This is a genomic window from Synechococcus sp. BDU 130192, from assembly GCF_963876085.1.
Taxonomy (GTDB): domain Bacteria; phylum Cyanobacteriota; class Cyanobacteriia; order Cyanobacteriales; family MRBY01; genus MRBY01.
Genome location: NZ_CAWNNO010000005.1, coordinates 1 through 16,950 on the forward strand (window position 1 = coordinate 1; position 16,950 = coordinate 16,950).

The window sequence follows — 16,950 nt, forward strand, 5'->3', positions numbered from 1 at the left end:
TGTTTCGCTATGGTTTTGACTTATTACGTCGCTTTTTTACCGTTTCTACCCAACCTCTACTTGGGTCAGGGTTTCACCCCATACAATTTTTGTCCTGTACTTAGGATGGTGTTATATTTAAGCGAAATGATAATATCAATTAAGCTAGATTAAATATCTTCAGATAAGTACAGAGTAAAGCGGTGTACCTTAAGCAATTTTATATTTTGCTGACTCATAGTATGCATCATATAAAGAATATGATCTGCTTGTAATAAAGTGCCATCATTGCGGCAACTACCTCGATAACGGAATTGGACTTGGGTGGGGCTAATGACTTTTTCGAGGGCGATCGCCGTTAACATTTCTCGGAGATTCAGTTGCTTAATTTTGCCAGACTTTGTTTTCTTTTCGAGGAGAATTTCCGGAGTCTGACGGATGGTTTCGAGCCAAGCTTCCCATTGTGCCGCAGAAACAGGTTCTTCGGTTTCAAGATCAATCAGGTATTCTGCTTCCGTAAGGAGCGCAGTGGCGGCCTTAGAACGGACGGGCACTTCCTCAACGCGATAGATCGGCATATCGATGGGCAACTGTTCAGCGAGTCGTCGCCGGAAGTCTTCTAGATCTAAAACTTGGCGCAACTCAAAATCAATAATTTCTCCTGAGCTGGTGGCTCCTAATGATAGGGCATTGGCGATGGAAATGCGGGGGCTCGGATGAAAGCCGTTGGTGAAAGCCACGGGAATTGAAGCGCGGCGCACAGCTCGGTCAAATAAACGGACTAAATCGAGGTGACTAACCAGGCGCATATCTCCTTGCTTACCAAACCAAACCCGGAACCGTTGTAGGCGTTCTTGATCCTTTTGGAATTGGCCGACAAATTCGGGAATTTCGGGCGGTTGATAGACGACATTATGGCCAAAATCGGTGCTGCAGACGCCACAATGGGAACAACCATCAAAGGCACAGTCGGGAATGGTTGCCGCTTCGAGGGCTCGCTTTAAATCGTCCTTGAGCCACTGCTTGTCAATGCCTGTGTTGAGGTGATCCCAGGGCAAGGGGGCGTCGAGGGGGTCGTTGTCGGTGGTTTCAAAAACATTCCACTCGCCACTTTCGACCTTGCGGTATTTCCAGGTGAGGTCGGATTCGGCGATCGCCTGTTCCCAAGCGCCATAGGCTTTGTCTAAATTCTCCCACCAGGAATCCATTCCAGCCCCCAGTTCCCAGGCTCGGCGAACGACTTTACCCAAACGGCGATCGCCCCGACCAACGAAATCCTCCATGGCTGAAATGCGCACATCGGTATAGTTCACCTTCACGCCGCGAATCGGTCGAAAAGCTTCCCGCAACAGTTCCTGTTTACGCTTAAATTCTGTCGTCGAAACCGAATGCCACTGGAAAGGCGTGTGGGGTTTCGGGGTGAAATTAGAAATGGTGATGTTGAAGTTTAAACGGCGATTGCTCAGGGACGCACATTCCCGCCGCAGCCATTGCACCGTTTCCGCGATGCCCAACACATCAAGATCCGTCTCCCCAGGCAGGCCAATCATGAAATAAAGCTTGACCTTGTCCCAACCCTCTTTCACCGCCGTTTGGATACCCCGTAGCAGTTCTTCGTTCGTCAAACCCTTATTAATCACATCCCGCATTCGTTGGGTGCCCGCTTCTGGGGCAAAGGTCAAACCCGCTTTACGCGTCCCACCGACAATATTGGCAATGTTTTCATCAAAACGATCCACCCGCTGGCTGGGCAGAGATAGGGAAATATTTTCGTCCTTAAGGCGATTTTTAATCTCGACTCCTACCGCTGGCAACGAGAGATAGTCAGAACAACTGAGGGAAAGTAGAGAAAATTCGTTGTAACCCGTCGCCCGCATTCCTTTTTCGATAGCATCGACGACTTTCTCTGGTTCGACATCCGTCGCAGGTCGCGTTAGCATTCCCGGTTGGCAGAAGCGGCAGCCCCGGGTACAACCCCGGCGAATTTCCACCGTCAGGCGATCATGAACTGTTTCCACATAGGGCACGAGGCCGATGGAATAGGCGGGAATAGGCGTGGCGACACGGCGCAAAATTCGCTTGGGCACTTCGTCACGGATTGGATGCACAGAACCATCCGCCGCCATTGCATAGAAGCGAGGCACATAAACCCCTGGCACCTGGGCTAAATCCAGCAGAGTTTCTTCCTTACCCAGACCGTTAACCTTGGCTTCTTCGAGGATGAAACCCACTTCGGGCAAAAGTTCTTCGCCATCGCCCAGAACGATAAAGTCAAAAAAGTCAGCGTAGGGTTCTGGGTTAGAGGTGGCTGTTTGTCCCCCCGCAAAAATGAACGGATAATTTCCTTGATCTCGTTCCTGCCAAGTGAGGGGAATCTGGGCAAGGGTAAGCATTTCCAGAATATTGGTCGCCCCCAGTTCATAGCTCAAGCTAAAGCCGAGAATGTCAAATTCCAACAGCGATCGCCTGGATTCGAGGGCAAACAGCGGCAGATTTTTTTCCTTTAACTTCTCGCTCAGATCAGCGGCGGGTAGATAAGTGCGATCGCACAACTGTCGAGGTTGAGCATTAATCACGTTGTAGAGCAGGATATGGCCCAAATTCGAGGAACCCACCTCATAGACTTCCGGATAGGTCAGCACCCAACGCACCACCGCCCCTTGCCAAGGCTTATGGATTGCACCCAGTTCATTACCCAAGTAGCGCGCTGGTTTGAAAATATCCGTCGTAATCAGCGCTTCGTAATCAGCCGGTTGAGGAAGACAGGGAGCCGTTGCCACAGGTGATGAACCTCCAAGGGAGTCGAGGGAAACAATTCAGTCCCCCATTATACCGGAGAGCCTTCGAGATGCTAGGCCGCGAGCAACCGGGATGCCTGCGCAAAAAATTCTGCTTCATCTTTGAAAATGCGCACAAACTGCTCCATTTGGGTCAGCTCCAATACCATACGCACCTGGGAATTGATCCCACAACAGCCGAGGCGTTTACCATGGGATTCTGCCAATTTTGTGCCCTGACTGAGCACCACCGCCGCCGCACTGTCGATAAATTCTACCTGCTGGAGATCGACTAAAATTTCTCGACTGAATTCGTCGTTAATGGCCCCATGGAGCGATCGCCAAAATACGTCAAGATTTGAGGTTGTCAAAGCACAATTTGGGCGCAGAATAACAGGCTGTTGGTTTTTATCCATCGGTAGACTCTCCCCAGGGGAACTTCCCTGTTTACCCATCGTCTTAGTCACAACTTTTATACAAAAATCAAACAACTTTTTCGGTTGAAAAAACCCTGAAAAGGCTGCTAAACATTTGATTTGGGATAGAACCATTGTATGGGGGAGACTCAAAAATCAGGTGTGATGATAACTTATCCTGAACAAAAACATCTCGTTACCAAAAGATCCTTTATTGCTTCGAGAACGGTATGTTTGTTTACATTTTTTCTAAAAAAAGAAGCCCGAAGTTTAAAAATTATTTAAGACCGGGGAGAAATTGTGTAAACACCTCGAAAATGGAACCATGACCTAAACAAATTTCACCACTTTACGCTATTTAGACCATTCATTATTTACCCTTAATCAGCGACAATAAGAGAATCTTTCTTTTGTAATGAAATCAGTTCCTCATTTAGGGAAACATTACTACTGTGAGTACGCCATTTATGATTCGTCGTTTAGTGGAAAAAGCCCTTTTCATTAAACAAATGACCCCCGAAATTGAAAACGCGATCAACTCCGAGTTGACACGCCTTGGCCATGTTTCCGATGCGGATTATGAAGCCCTCGAACTTTTGATGGCAGAAATGGATGCGGGCCGGATTCAGCTTGTGCCCAGTCGCTTTATCTTTTGATGAGAGCTTTAAACTGGCTGGGGTTTGGGGGCTGAGGGACAAAGGTTGGCGATCGCACAAATCTCACATTGAGGTTTTCTGGCATTACAGACGGCGCGACCATGGTAAATCAGACGGATCGACCAGTTTTCCCACTCCGGCTGGGGAATTAATTTCATCAAATCCCGTTCAATTTGTACCGGATTCTCAGATTTTGTCAGGCGCAAACGATTACTCAGCCGTTTCACATGGGTATCCACCGTCACTCCCGCACAAATCCCAAAAGCATGGGCCAGAACAACATTGGCCGTTTTCCGCGCCACACCGGGCAAGGTCAGAAGCTCTTCCATGGTTTGCGGCACTTCCCCATTGAAAACCGCCATAATCCGCTGGCAAGCTCCCTGAATATTTTTCGCTTTATTTCGATAAAATCCCGTTGAGCGCACTAGCTGTTCAATGTCTGCCACATTTGCCCCGGCAAAGGCCGCCGCATCAGGAAATCGGGCAAAGAGCGCCGGTGTAACTTTATTTACTCGCTCGTCGGTACATTGGGCCGAAAGAATGGTTGCCACCATGAGTTGCACGGGGGTTTCATAGTCCAAACTACAGGTGGCATCGGGATAGAGTTCGTGGAGTTTTTCGAGAACGGCGATCGCCCGTTTTTTCTTACTACGCGGGTAATGGGTAGAAACCATGGAGAAAGCAATAAAGCAGAAACGAGACTAACAATCTTAACAGAAATAAATAATTTGACTATTTTTTAAGCTTATGATAGGGCTCTCACCTGGACAACCCAAGTGGGAACAGAGTTAAAGTGTGGTGACATTGTGCTGACATCTGTTAAGATAGACGTTAAGGAAGCAATCTTAAAAACAGTTTCAATATTTTCCATAGGATTATTGAAGCTGTCTGCGAAGAAACTATGAGTAATACTTTGCTTGAAGAGAACCAAGCCACATATTCTCGGAACATTAAAATCAATATCAGAGCACAGCAAAATCAGCGAGATCTCATTGATCGAGCGGCTCAAGTGCAGGGCAAGAGTCGGTCAGATTTCATGCTGGAATCTGCTTGTCAAAAGGCACAAGAGGTTTTGCTAGATCAGGTATTTTTTACGCTAGATAATCAAAAGTACCAGCATTTTTTGGATTGTCTTGATGCCCAACCCTCACCAAATAATCAGTTAGCGACACTCTTGGCGAAGCCAGCACCCTGGGAATAACTGTCGCAATGATCTCGGCACCGCAAAAGTTAAATGAGAATCATGATATTCAGTCTTTTCAGTCTGGTGAAGCTTCGTTGGATACGTGGCTAAAACAGCGGGCACACAGAAATGAGCAAAGTGGCGCCTCAAGAACTTATGTCATTTGTGTCCAAAACCGGGTGATTGGTTACTATTGTCTCGCGAACGGGGCGATCGCCGCCCAGGTTGCTACCGGAAAAACCCGTCGGAACATGCCCAATCCGATTCCTGTGATGGTAATTGGTCGCCTCGCTATTGATCAGGCTTGGCAAGGGCAGGGATTAGGAAAAGCGCTGTTACGGGATGGCATTTTGCGCATTTTACAAGCCGCAGAAATTGCCGGGCTCCGAGCGATTCTTTTCCATGCTCTTTCCCCTGGGGCCAAACAATTTTATGAGGGTTGCGGTTTTATGCCGTCTCCCTTGGAACCGATGACTCTGATGATTACGATCGCCGATGCCCGCAACGCCCTAGAATCAAATCGGTAAACTTTCCGTTCGGTAAGGCTACGCTTTAAGTTTTCTGGTGGCTTCAGGTTAAACTAACTAAGTTCATTATTGACCTGATTTCGTTTCCCATGGCAACCTACCTCATTGAAGTTGGTACAGAAGAACTCCCTGCTGATTTTGTCGCGGCGGCGATCGCCCAATTAAAAGACCGCGTTTCCCATAGCCTCACGGAGTATTTTCTCACCCCAGACGGAATCGAAGTCTACGGAACCCCCCGACGCCTGGCTGTGTTAGTCCAAGGGTTGCCAGACCAGCAGGCTGATCGGGAAGAAGAAATTAAAGGCCCCCCCGCTGCCGCCGCATTTAAAGAGGGTCAACCCACTAAGGCCGCTGAAGGCTTTGCCCGCAAACAGGGGGTTGAACTGTCCGCCCTGGAGGTGCGCCCCACGGAAAAAGGAGACTTTGTTTTTGTCCAAAAGAAAACCCTCGGTCGCCCGACGCCAGAAATTTTGCAGGAACTGGTTTTAGGTTGGTTTACGGCCCTCGAAGGGCGGCGCTTTATGCGGTGGGCCGATGGTGATCTGCGCTTTCCGCGACCGATTCGCTGGTTGGTTTCCCTTTGGAATGATGCTGTTTTGCCCCTGGAATTGGTGAATGGCTCCGGTAAGTTAGAAGCGGGTTGTATTTCTCGTGGGCACCGGATTTTACATCAAGGGGAGGTGACCTTGAGTAATGCGGCTGATTATGTGGTGACCTTGCAACAAGCTTTTGTGGAAGTTGATCCCCAGGTGCGGGAAGAAAAAATTGTTGCTGGTGTAAAAGCAGCGGCGGCAGAGATTGGTGGTGAGGCAGAAATGCCCGCTGATCTCCTCGCTGAAGTGGTGAATTTGGTGGAGTATCCCACGGCAGTGGTCGGGGACATTGAAGCGGAATTTTTAGAGCTACCCACAGAGGTAATTACGACGGTGATGGTCACTCACCAGCGGTATTTTGCGGTGCGCGATCGCCAAGATAAAACGAAGCTTCTCCCGAAATTTATTACGATTTCCAATGGTGATCCCAAGAAATCAGAGATCATCGCTGCGGGGAATGGTCGGGTGATCCGGGCGCGGTTAGCAGATGGTCAGTTTTTCTACCGGGCCGATTGCGATGAACATTTAGAAACCTATTTGCCCCAGCTAGAGGCCGTCACCTTTCAGGAAGAATTAGGGACGATGCGGGACAAAGTAGACCGCATTATGGAAATTTCCCAGCAGATCGCGGAACAGCTTGGCCTGTCTGAGGCGGACAAAGAAATTATTGCCAGCACCGCCATGCTCTGTAAGGCGGATTTGGTGACCCAGATGGTCTATGAATTCCCAGAACTCCAAGGCATCATGGGTCAAAAATATGCCCTGGTCAGTGGGGAAGCGCCCGCCGTGGCCGAGGGGATTTTTGAGCATTATCTACCCCGCAATGCCGATGATATTTTGCCCCAAACCCTTGCGGGTCAAGTGGTGGGCATGGGCGATCGCCTCGATACGTTGGTGAGCATTTTCGGCCTGGGGATGATCCCTTCTGGTTCCTCGGATCCTTTTGCACTGCGACGGGCGGCCAATGCAATTATTACTGTCGCTTGGGACGCGGGTCTTGAAATTGACCTTGGAGAACTGTTAGCCCAGGGTGCGAAGGATTTTGTTACGGCTCACCCCGATAAAACGTCTCCCCTCGAAGCCCTGCAAAGCTTCTTTATTCAGCGGATTCAGACTTTGCTCCAAGATGAAAAGGGTATTGATTATGACCTGGTGAATGCGGTGCTGGGTGACGATGCAGAATACACTGAACGGGCTTTAACGGATTTACTGGATGTGGGCGATCGCGCTGAATTTTTACAGAGCATTCGTGACGATGGCCAACTCGCAAAAATCTACGCCACCGTCAACCGTTCTGCAAAGTTGGCCGCCAAGGGGAACCTCAGCACGGATAGCCTCGATCCGACAGGGGTAATTAACCCGGAGAAATTTGCGCAAAACTCCGAGCGCGATCTCTATGCGGGCTTAGTGGAACTTGTGCCCACCACCGAAGCGGCCCGCACCGAACGGGATTACCAAAAACTGATCGATGGGTTAGCGGCCCTCGCGCCCACAGTTGAGCGGTTCTTTGATGGGGAGGATAGTGTTTTGGTGATGGCAGAAGATCCTGCTGTGCGGGAAAATCGCCTCAATCTCCTTGGGCTATTGCGGAACCACGCGCGGATTCTGGCAGACTTTGGGGCGATCGTTAAACAGTAGATCCTTGTTTATTTTTAGAGTCATGGCAGGGACATAAAGCTGTCTCTGTCAGGGTTTCCCCTGAGAAGCAATACAGTTCAATTTTTGGAGCGATCTAAAGTTCGGGAACCCGTACATTATCAGGAGTTGTCTGGATTTAATTTTCTCCGCTAAATTAGCACTCAGAGATTGAGAGTGCTAAACTTCAATCTAGCTAAATTTAGTCGTTTATTGATCTGGAGAAATTATCCATGGCAGCAATTAGCATCAATGTTTCTACCCTCAAGCCCCTCGGCGATCGCGTTTTCGTAAAGGTCAGCGAATCTGAAGAAAAGACCGCTGGTGGGATCCTCCTCCCCGATAGCGCTAAAGAAAAGCCCCAAATCGGTGAAGTTGTAGCTGTTGGTGAAGGCAAGCGCAATGATGACGGTAGCCGTTCCGCCGTTGATGTCAAAGTTGGCGATAAAGTTCTCTACTCTAAGTACGCTGGTACTGATATCAAACTCAGTGGCGATGACTACGTGCTTCTTTCTGAGAAAGATATCCTTGCAACCGTTGCGTAACTATTTTTAGGTTTGACCTAAGCAATCGTTTCAGATTTTTCTATTTTTTCTCGTAAAACGCTCAACCTAGAAATTCAATCATTATGGCTAAATCTATTATTTACAACGAAGATGCTCGCCGCGCCCTCGAAAAAGGGATCGACCTCCTCGCTGAAGCTGTTGCGGTAACCCTCGGCCCCAAAGGTCGGAACGTTGTGCTCGAAAAGAAATTTGGCGCACCTCAGATCGTGAATGACGGTGTGACCATTGCCAAGGAAATTGAGCTCGAAGACCACATCGAAAACACCGGTGTTTCTTTGATTCGCCAAGCGGCTTCTAAAACCAATGATGTGGCCGGTGACGGAACCACCACAGCAACGGTTCTTGCCCATGCCATGGTCAAAGAAGGTCTCCGCAACGTCGCGGCTGGTGCGAACCCCATCGCCCTCAAGCGCGGTATTGATAAAGCGACTGAATTCCTCGTTGGCCGCATTAAAGACCAGGCACGTCCGGTAGAAGATTCGACGGCGATCGCCCAGGTCGGTGCCATCTCTGCGGGTAACGACAAGGAAGTTGGTGACATGATCGCCAAGGCCATGGACAAAGTCGGTAAAGAAGGTGTGATCTCCCTCGAAGAAGGGAAATCCATGGAAACCGAACTCGAAATCACCGAAGGGATGCGTTTCGACAAGGGTTACACTTCCCCCTACTTCGTCACCGACACCGAGCGCATGGAAGCGGTTCTTGAAGATCCCTTCATCCTCATCACTGACAAGAAAATCACCTTGGTACAAGACCTCGTTCCAATCCTCGAACAGGTTGCTCGCCAAGGTAAGCCCCTCGTGATCATCGCTGAAGATATCGAGAAAGAAGCCCTTGCGACCCTCGTAGTCAACCGTCTCCGGGGTGTCCTCAACGTTGCTGCGGTTAAAGCGCCTGGTTTTGGCGATCGCCGTAAGCAAATGCTCGAAGATATCGCTGTACTCACCGGTGGCCAACTGATCACCGAAGATGCAGGCCTCAAGCTCGACAACACCAGCGTTGATATGCTCGGTAAAGCCCGCCGCATCACCATCACCAAGGACAACACCACCATTGTGGCCGATGGTAACGAGCAGGCAGTTAAGACCCGTTGTGAGCAGATCCGCCGTCAAATCGAAGAATCTGATTCTTCCTACGACAAAGAAAAACTCCAAGAACGTCTCGCGAAACTCTCCGGTGGTGTCGCTGTGATCAAAGTCGGTGCAGCAACCGAAACTGAGATGAAAGACCGCAAGCTTCGTCTCGAAGATGCGATCAACGCGACTAAAGCAGCCGTTGAAGAAGGGATTGTTCCCGGTGGTGGCACAACTCTGGCGCACCTCGCTCCTGAACTCGAAAAGTGGGCAACCGACAACCTAATTGCCGAGCAACTCACTGGTGCTTTGATTGTGGCCCGTGCCCTGACTGCGCCCCTGAAGCGTATTGCTGAAAATGCTGGCCAAAACGGTGCGGTCATCGCTGAGCGCGTGAAGGAAAAAGACTTCAATACTGGCTTTAACGCAGCAACTAACGAATTCGTTGATATGCTCGCCGCTGGTATCGTTGACCCTGCTAAGGTAACCCGTTCTGCAACCCAGAATGCGGCTTCCATCGCTGGTATGGTTCTCACTACCGAGTGCATCGTTGTTGACAAGCCTGAAAAAGATAAGGCTGGTGCAGCTCCCGGTGCCGGTGACTTCGACTACTAACGCTTAACTCCAAAGTCTGAAACCCTAAATTAATTTAAGTTTTATCCCTCTGAATATATTTCAGGGGGATTTTTTGTAAAACATCGCTTATTATGAAAATTTATAAAATAAAAGCAAGAAATAAAAGCAAGTAATTTCACTCAAGTCAGTTTGATTTTTTTGAACATTGATGAGCAACGAATCAAATATTATTCATGGATCAAATTTCGCAGCAAGAACAAATTATTAGTATTCGAACTATATTTACTCGTTTTGTCAACAACAAAAAACGTTTGTTTGTCTTGATGAATATTGTGAATCGACTGGAAAACTTTCAAGCAAAAGATCAGTGGAATTTGAGTGTCATTAATCGAGAACTTGTGAGTAGAAAACCCAAAGATATTACTCAATTACAAATTGATGAAATAACTCGTGTTTCAATTGTTTTTTTTCACGCAATTTTTGAAGATACGATACGTGAATTTGTTCGTTTTAAGCTTTCTCAAGATCCCGTAAAAGCTCTAACTATTACTTGTCCAATTAAGAATATATCGTTGCCTGATTTAATGAATTATCGCAATGAAAAAATAGATTTTTTTTGCAGAAAAGTAATTTGTGAAAATTTAGGCATAGAAAAGAATTTAGAAAGTCTAGATATTCAATCATTAATCGATGAATCCATAAAAAAATATTTGGCTAGGCAAAGTATTAATTCAGTAAAAAATCTAACAACAATACTAAGCAAAGTTGACATACCAGCTGATAGCTTACCGAAACAATATTTCCCTATACTTTCTGAAATGATGGAAAGACGTCACAAAATTGTGCATCAAGCTGATTTGCCAAGTGAATTATCTCAAGAGCCAACAGAAATTTCAATTGAAACAGTTGATGAATGGATAGATAAATCTTCAAATCTTATTTATCATTTATTTATAAATGAGCTTTGCAAACTAGGTTTTATGAAAGGAGGAAAAATATATACGGACGAGGATATGATGCTATAATTTTTGTTTTTTATTTGATTCACTTATATAATTATGAACTGGCAAAATTATATTCATTCAGACCCTAATATCTTGATCGGTAAACCTGTGGTTAAAGGAACTAGAATTTCTGTTGAATTTCTTTTGAATCTTTTTGCTAGCGGATGGTCTGAAGCTGAGGTTTTAGAAAACTATCCATCCCTAACATCAGAGTCAATCCGTGCAGTCTTTGCTTTTACTGCTGAGTGTATGAGAGACGAACTTCTCTATACAACTATCCCTTTCTCAGAAGCGAGTTGATGAAGTTTTTAGCCAACGAAAATTTTCCTTTAGCGAGTGTACAACTATTGCGAAAGCAAAATATTGATATTGTTGCAATTGTAGAGGATTCACCAGGAATTTCTGATTCAGAAGTTTTGTCTAACGCAGTAAGTGAGCAGCGGGTTATTTTAACGTTTGATCGAGATTATGGCGAACTTATTTATCGTTTCGGATTACATCCACCTGCTGGTGTAATTTATTTTCGTTACACTCCCCAAACACCTTTAGAGCCAGGTCAACACCTTCTGCAATTATTACAAAATCCAAGCTTTATTTTTGCGGGGCGTTTTACGGTGCTTGAGCGTACGCAACTGCGACAGCGTCCCCTTCCAGAATAGAATTTGAGGCGATCACCATTTAGTTTATTCCACGGGAAAGCCAGTAAAAATCGTCAAAATTCCTACAGTTTTTTACTTGAGATGTCAACAGCAAAATAAATTAAAATTACCAGCATCATTAATGGCTTTCTGATAAAGAAAAACTGGACGAGGGAGATTACAGAACTAATTTGTGTCCATTTTAAAAAATCAATCATCATTGCTTAATGTTGCCTTTGAAGCCAGCTAGGCTGAGGTCTGCTATATATTTGGGGTAGATATGGAGGGACTATAAATTTATGGATGCAGAACAGGAAAGAAATTGGGCGATCGCCTGCCATCTGTCGAGTTTGGCTTGGATCGTCTTGGCCTTTGTCGGCATTGGGGCGATTCCCTTTGTCAATGTGATTGCGCCGGCGGTGGTCTGGTATCTCAAAAAAGAGGAGTCCGAGCTGATCGATGCCCACGGAAAGGAATCGGTTAATTTCCAGATTTCGATGACCATTTATGGTTTGGCGGCGGGAATTATTCTTAGTATTTTGATCATCGCCGGAGTCGTTTTGATGATCCTGTTGGGCATTGGTGGCAGCAATAATCCCTTTGCGGCCCTGGTGGCAATTGTGACGGGGATTGGTTTCTTTATCTTTTTGGCGCTGATTGTGGCGATCGCCATTTTTCAGATTGCAGTCGTAATCTTGGCGGCGACCAAGGTTCAAGAAGGACAAATGTATCGTTATCCCTTTAGTCTCAGACTACTGAAATAAATAACTTTCATAAAACAGCCCCCCTGGAATGATTGGCCAAGGGGGTTTTTAATTAAACTTTAGATGCAAAAATTAGCTCAGTACCCAATGCACAAGGGTACGCACCGGGAACCCTGTGCCGCCTTTGCTGTAAATGTCGGCGTCTTTTTCTGACCAGGCTGGCCCAGCAATATCGAGGTGTGCCCAGGGCGTTTTTTCGACAAATTCCTTGAGGAACAACGCCGCCGTAATCGAACCGCCTTCCCGTGGCCCGGTGTTTTTCATGTCGGCGATGGGAGATTTTAAGCCTTCAAAGTATTTTTCTTCGAGGGGCATCTGCCAGAATTTTTCGCCCGCTTTCTCTGATGCGGTGGCGATTGCCTGGGCGAGATCATCATTGTCACTCCACAGACCACAAATATCGTCACCTAGGGCAATGACGCAGGCTCCGGTCAAGGTGGCAATGTCCACAATCGCTTCGACCCCTAGCTTTTCGGCATAAACGAGGGCATCGGCGAGGGTGAGACGACCTTCGGCGTCGGTGTTGTTCACTTCGATGGTTTTACCGTTGGAGGCCGTGAGAATATCCCCCGGACGCATCCCCCGACCACTGATCATATTTTCAGTAGCCGCACTAATGAAATGCACTTCCACATCGGGTTTCAGTTCGGCGATCGCCTTTGCCGCCCCAAAAGTTGCCGCTGCGCCCCCCATGTCCATTTTCATCATCGCGATACTGGGGCCAGAGGGTTTAATGTTGTAACCGCCAGAATCAAAGGTTAAACCTTTGCCGACAATCGCCACTTTCTTCCGGGGTGTGCCAGGAGGTTTATAAACGAGGTGAATAAATTTTGGCGGTAAATCCGAGGCCGCCGCCACCCCAAGAAAAGATCCCATTCCTGCTGCTTCGCAGTCTGCTTCTTCGAGGATATTCAGTTCCATACCGTAGGTGCTGGCGAGGCTTTCCACGGAAGCGGCCAGGGTCACGGGATTAATGATGTTGGCCGGAGCGTTAACCAATTCCCGCGCATAGATCACCCCTTCACAGAGGCTTGTGCCCAAGGCGATCGCCGCTGCTTGGTCGCCAATGCCAAGGATTTCAACGGCTTCGAGGGCTGGGGGGTCTTTTTGTTCTGATTTGAAGCGATTATCTTCATAAAAGCCCAGATACATCCCTTCTGTGACCATTTGCGCTACAATCGCCCCATCTTCGGCTTCGGGCAACTGTAAGCCCAGAGTTGTAATGGTTTTGTCCCCTTTCACGGCCCGGGCGATCGCCGCTGCTGTACTCCGTAACGAGGCAATATCACAATCTTCGGCATTGCCTAGACCCACCAGGATCAACTTTTTAATCGGCGTACCACTCCCAAGACGGGTCACCGATAGCTCGCCGGATTTACCTTTAAATTCCGTTTCAGCGATTACTTCCGCGATCACCCCCGACAAGCGTTCGTCCAGAGCCGTCAAACTTTCGGGTACCGTGAGCACCGTTTCACTTTCAAAAAAACCCAAGGCGATCGCCTCACCAGCCCAAGCCGCTGCCGTTTGCGAACTACCGCGAATTTCCATAACTAAACCTCAAAACTTGTTACTGTCCTTTAGTCTGACATTTCCGGCAAACCCTGTCCAAGAAATTGCCCAGAGCAACATTACGAGGAAGAGCGCAACTTCTCTAGCACCTCGAAGGAGTGACCCTGTAGCAAATCTGTTGCTTGATCCAAAGAAACAGGCCGAGAAAATAAATAACCCTGACCAAACTGGCAATCCTGGCTCTTTAACCACTGGTATTGCTGTTTTGTTTCGATACCTTCTGCCACAGTTTTAATCCCAATGGATTTAGAAAGGGCGAGAATAGATTCTGCAATCACCCGGTTGCGGTCATTCAACTCAGAAATATTTACAAAGCTCCGGTCAATTTTTAGCGCATCAATGGGGAGCTGGTGTAAATAGCTTAAACAAGAATACCCCGTGCCAAAATCATCAACGCTAATAAAAACTCCCTTGAGGCGAATTTGGTTTAACAAACGACAAGTGATGTCGATATTTTGAATTAGCATACTCTCAGTAATTTCTAATCCTAAAGTGTTAGGAAAAACCGGATAGCGTTCTAATAATCGATCCAGTGAAAATAACAGCGAATCTTGGAGTTGTTTAACGGATAAATTAACATGGACTTTCAGGGGTGTTTTAAACGCCTGCTGCCACTCAAATAATTGACGACAGGCCGCATCTAAAATCCATTCACCGAGGGGAATAATGAGCCCTGTTTCTTCGGCAACATCAATAAATTCATAGGGGGATAACAAACCCCGTTGGGGATGTTGCCACCGAATTAACGCTTCAAACCCTTCAATGTTGCCTTGTTCTAAATTAATAATCGGCTGATAGTACAAAACAAATTGCTTTTCTTCAATGGCAAATCTGATTTCCCCTTCTAATTGGAGACGCTTCATCGCCTGTAGGTGCATCTGGGGATCAAAAATTGCGTACTGTGACTTCCCATTTTGTTTGGCTCGGTACATGGCAATATCGGCATCCCGGAGCAGATCCTGGGCTGATTCATGGCGAGAGTCACCGATAATAATCCCAATACTCGTCGTGATAAAAACGCCGTAGTTAGAAATCTGGAAAGGCATATTCAATGTATTGAGGATGCGATCGGCAATATGCACAGCATCTTCTACCCCGTGAATTTCCTCTAGGAGAATGACAAATTCATCTCCCCCTAGGCGGGCGGCTACATCTGTATCGCGAATAAAAGATTTGAGTAAATGGGCGACTTCAATGAGTAATTCGTCCCCAACAACATGGCCCAGACTATCATTGACTACTTTGAAATTATCCAGATCTAAAAATAGAGCGGCAAATTCATGGATGGGATATCGCTTATAACGTTTTAGGGCTAGATTGAGCCGTTCAATTAGTAGGTTACGATTGGCGAGGCCAGTAAGACGATCATGGAGGGCATCATGTTTGAGTTGTTGCTCCATTTTGATCCGGGTACTGATGTCGGTAATGGTCGCAACATAGCCTTGGGGTTCACCCTTACTATCAAGCTCAGCGGTGCCCTGGCCATATACCCAAAGTATCGAACCGTCAGAACGCTGAAATCGATATTCTAGGGTAAATAATTCTTGATTAGTAATAGATTTTAGCCATTGTTCTCGGACGTAGTCAATGTCGTCGGGATAGACTTTTTCTAACCAGCCTTTATGGAGAGCCTCTTCGGGTTGAATTGCCAGCAGTTTACAATAGTAATCGTTGACATAAATACATTCATGGCGCAAATTAGTACGGAAGATCCCAATGGGAACGGTATTAGCGAGGTTGGCATATCGCTGTTGACTTTCAAGGAGATTAGTCTCAATTTGATTGCGTCGTTTAATTTCTTTTTTCAGGCTATAGTTACGGAGAATAAACCATCCTAAAAAGAGAAATGGTAGATAGACAACCAGGCTAAAGAAAAAATTTTGTAAGCTGAGCCAATTAAATTTTTCGGGTGGCTCTAACCATTGGGCGATCGCCTGATAATAGACAGAATCACGATCTTGTAAGAGGCGACTCATTTGCCGATCAATGCCAGGCAGGAGCTGCTTGGGATCGCCTTCGGGAACGACATAATGTAACCGGGCTGGATTAAACAGAATATTGGTTTTATTGACTTGATAGTCGGGACTAAATTTATTCCCAAAAAAATTATTGACAATGGCAGCATCAACTTCCCCTGTCTCTAACTGCTCAAACATCCCAGGATAACTATCGATGGGCACCAGTTCCGGCTGAATGCCATAGGCTTTAATTCTTTCTCGGAGGACTTCCTGTTGAATCCCAGAGGCGAGGATGCTAACTCTCCGTTGGTCGAGGTCTAAAATCGTCTCTAAATGAACACCCCGGCGCGCATAAATCTGTGACCAACTTGACAAAACGATGATGGTATTAAAATCAAAGACTTCATCTCGCGTGTCGGAATAGGCGACATCCACCATCAGATCGAGTTGCCCCTGTTCAATTTGTTGGAGACATTGATTCCATTCACAGGGAACATAGGTCACTGCCCAATTTTCCACACGCCCAATGTCACTCGTAATATCTACCCAAAAGCCCCGGGCCCGCCCACCTGAATCGATAAAAACCTTGGGATCATTTTGATAAACCCCCACGGTAATCGTTTTTGCTGGCTGATTTTGGGCGATCGCCTCTGTGCCGGAGAGCATCGCGACAAGACCTAGAGCCAAGAGCACAGTGCTTTTATTCATTAAATTAGGAAGTTAGTAGATGGCAACTGAGAGAACAGGCTTCTTAAGTATAATTAAGATAAAAAATTAACGGCAACAGTATTAAGTAACACAAATATTACAACGCCATTATTCGTGAATTTTTGCCAGTGAAGCATATTGTTTATGGAGTGGTGGCTAAATAGCCAACAAGTGATTGATTGTCGGCCCTAAAGTAAAGTTGGGCACAAAATTTGTAATTTTATTTTCGACTGTTTGACGGTTGACGGCGCTGATTTAAAGGTTTGTTTTCAGCTAGATTTTGATTTTTTGCCCTGGTTCTTTTTAAGAATTGGTTAAGAAAATTGAT

Annotated in this window: 15 protein-coding genes; 10 read left to right on the top strand and 5 right to left on the bottom strand. The window is 46.7% G+C overall.

Going from position 1 to position 16,950, the window contains the following annotated elements; genetic code table 11:
• Positions 1 to 149: 149 nt before the first annotated feature.
• The gene (locus AACT35_RS02040; protein WP_099238616.1) at positions 150 to 2,759 is read right to left on the bottom strand and encodes a TIGR03960 family B12-binding radical SAM protein; all 2,610 of its coding nucleotides are present in this window, start codon (positions 2,757 to 2,759) and stop codon (positions 150 to 152) included.
• Positions 2,760 to 2,830: 71 nt separating this feature from the next.
• Positions 2,831 to 3,172 (bottom strand): STAS domain-containing protein, encoded by a 342-nt coding sequence (locus tag AACT35_RS02045; RefSeq protein WP_052349655.1) that lies wholly within the window; start codon positions 3,170 to 3,172, stop codon positions 2,831 to 2,833.
• Between the two features lie 452 nt (positions 3,173 to 3,624).
• On the opposite strand from AACT35_RS02045, the gene AACT35_RS02050 reads away from it, so the two are divergent.
• On the top strand, positions 3,625 to 3,828 hold the full coding sequence (locus AACT35_RS02050) for a hypothetical protein (protein WP_012308050.1): 204 nt from the start codon (positions 3,625 to 3,627) through the stop codon (positions 3,826 to 3,828).
• Positions 3,829 to 3,836: 8 nt separating this feature from the next.
• Here the strand turns inward: AACT35_RS02050 and nth are convergent, their stop codons facing one another.
• Positions 3,837 to 4,502 (bottom strand): endonuclease III, encoded by a 666-nt coding sequence (gene nth, locus AACT35_RS02055; RefSeq protein WP_099238620.1) that lies wholly within the window; start codon positions 4,500 to 4,502, stop codon positions 3,837 to 3,839.
• Positions 4,503 to 4,729: 227 nt separating this feature from the next.
• On the opposite strand from nth, the gene AACT35_RS02060 reads away from it, so the two are divergent.
• From AACT35_RS02060 to AACT35_RS02100, 9 genes are all read left to right on the top strand, one after another.
• The gene (locus AACT35_RS02060; protein WP_065711276.1) at positions 4,730 to 5,029 is read left to right on the top strand and encodes a type II toxin-antitoxin system TacA family antitoxin; all 300 of its coding nucleotides are present in this window, start codon (positions 4,730 to 4,732) and stop codon (positions 5,027 to 5,029) included.
• Positions 5,030 to 5,037: 8 nt separating this feature from the next.
• On the top strand, positions 5,038 to 5,538 hold the full coding sequence (locus AACT35_RS02065) for a GNAT family N-acetyltransferase (protein WP_099238622.1): 501 nt from the start codon (positions 5,038 to 5,040) through the stop codon (positions 5,536 to 5,538).
• A gap of 89 nt (positions 5,539 to 5,627) precedes the next feature.
• Positions 5,628 to 7,769 (top strand): glycine--tRNA ligase subunit beta, encoded by a 2,142-nt coding sequence (gene glyS, locus AACT35_RS02070; RefSeq protein WP_099238624.1) that lies wholly within the window; start codon positions 5,628 to 5,630, stop codon positions 7,767 to 7,769.
• A gap of 230 nt (positions 7,770 to 7,999) precedes the next feature.
• Positions 8,000 to 8,311: a co-chaperone GroES gene (groES, locus tag AACT35_RS02075; RefSeq protein WP_012308053.1), complete on the top strand. Its 312-nt coding sequence runs from the start codon at positions 8,000 to 8,002 to the stop codon at positions 8,309 to 8,311.
• An 83-nt stretch (positions 8,312 to 8,394) separates the two neighbouring features.
• Positions 8,395 to 10,020 (top strand): chaperonin GroEL, encoded by a 1,626-nt coding sequence (gene groL / locus AACT35_RS02080; RefSeq protein ID WP_099238626.1) that lies wholly within the window; start codon positions 8,395 to 8,397, stop codon positions 10,018 to 10,020.
• Between the two features lie 194 nt (positions 10,021 to 10,214).
• Entirely contained in the window at positions 10,215 to 11,006 is a 792-nt protein-coding gene (locus AACT35_RS02085) for a HEPN domain-containing protein (RefSeq protein ID WP_099238628.1), read from the top strand.
• Between the two features lie 33 nt (positions 11,007 to 11,039).
• Entirely contained in the window at positions 11,040 to 11,285 is a 246-nt protein-coding gene (locus tag AACT35_RS02090; protein ID WP_099238630.1) for a DUF433 domain-containing protein, read from the top strand.
• Positions 11,285 to 11,644 carry a DUF5615 family PIN-like protein gene (locus tag AACT35_RS02095; RefSeq protein ID WP_099238632.1) on the top strand — a complete coding sequence of 120 codons (360 nt, stop codon included), beginning with the start codon at positions 11,285 to 11,287 and terminating at the stop codon, positions 11,642 to 11,644. The genes AACT35_RS02090 and AACT35_RS02095 overlap by 1 nt, the downstream gene beginning before the upstream one ends.
• Before the next feature lie 278 nt (positions 11,645 to 11,922).
• A complete protein-coding gene (locus AACT35_RS02100; RefSeq protein ID WP_099238634.1) occupies positions 11,923 to 12,387 on the top strand; it encodes a DUF4870 domain-containing protein in 465 nt (154 codons plus the stop codon).
• Between the two features lie 72 nt (positions 12,388 to 12,459).
• Here AACT35_RS02100 and AACT35_RS02105 read toward each other — a convergent pair whose 3' ends face one another.
• Both AACT35_RS02105 and AACT35_RS02110 read right to left on the bottom strand, forming a co-directional pair.
• Positions 12,460 to 13,935 (bottom strand): leucyl aminopeptidase, encoded by a 1,476-nt coding sequence (locus AACT35_RS02105; protein WP_099238636.1) that lies wholly within the window; start codon positions 13,933 to 13,935, stop codon positions 12,460 to 12,462.
• A gap of 80 nt (positions 13,936 to 14,015) precedes the next feature.
• Complete coding sequence (locus AACT35_RS02110; protein WP_099238638.1) at positions 14,016 to 16,622, bottom strand: EAL domain-containing protein; 2,607 nt, start codon at positions 16,620 to 16,622, stop codon at positions 14,016 to 14,018.
• Positions 16,623 to 16,950 lie beyond the last annotated feature (328 nt).